The sequence below is a fragment of the Bacillus sp. 05T31 genome, from assembly GCF_056396725.1.
Genome location: NZ_JBFTMA010001438.1, coordinates 1 through 413, shown reverse-complemented (window position 1 = coordinate 413; position 413 = coordinate 1). Strand labels below are relative to the sequence as shown.

Here is a 413-nt window from a genome sequence, read left to right as displayed (position 1 = left end):
GTTTAATAGATTCCTTTCTAGATTTGAAACTAAACTTTTGGATAATCGTCTAGACTTTATGTTAAAACAAACAGATTTAAAAACAGATGATTTTTATGAAATCATTAAGAAATTATTAGGTTATCAAACCCATGAAGAAAATGAGGCTAATATCACTATTGTTGATTTAAGTTCTTTACCTTTTGAAATAGTCTCTATAGTAGTTTCCGTTATCACCCGTTTTACATTTGAATTTTGCTATTTAAAAACTAAGACAAATATAACAAATGACACCCCTTATTTATTAGTTTTTGAAGAAGCACATAAGTATATTCCAAAATTAAGTGATGCTAAATATAGAAATACAAGAATTGCAGTTGAAAGAGTAGCTAAAGAAGGGCGTAAATATGGTTTGTCAAGTATGATAGTATCTC

1 pseudogene is annotated in these 413 nt (G+C 27.4%); it reads left to right on the top strand.

The features are described from left to right. Positions 1-58: 58 nt before the first annotated feature. Positions 59-413, top strand: a pseudogene (locus AC1DJR_RS33705) (ATP-binding protein); the annotation flags it as partial.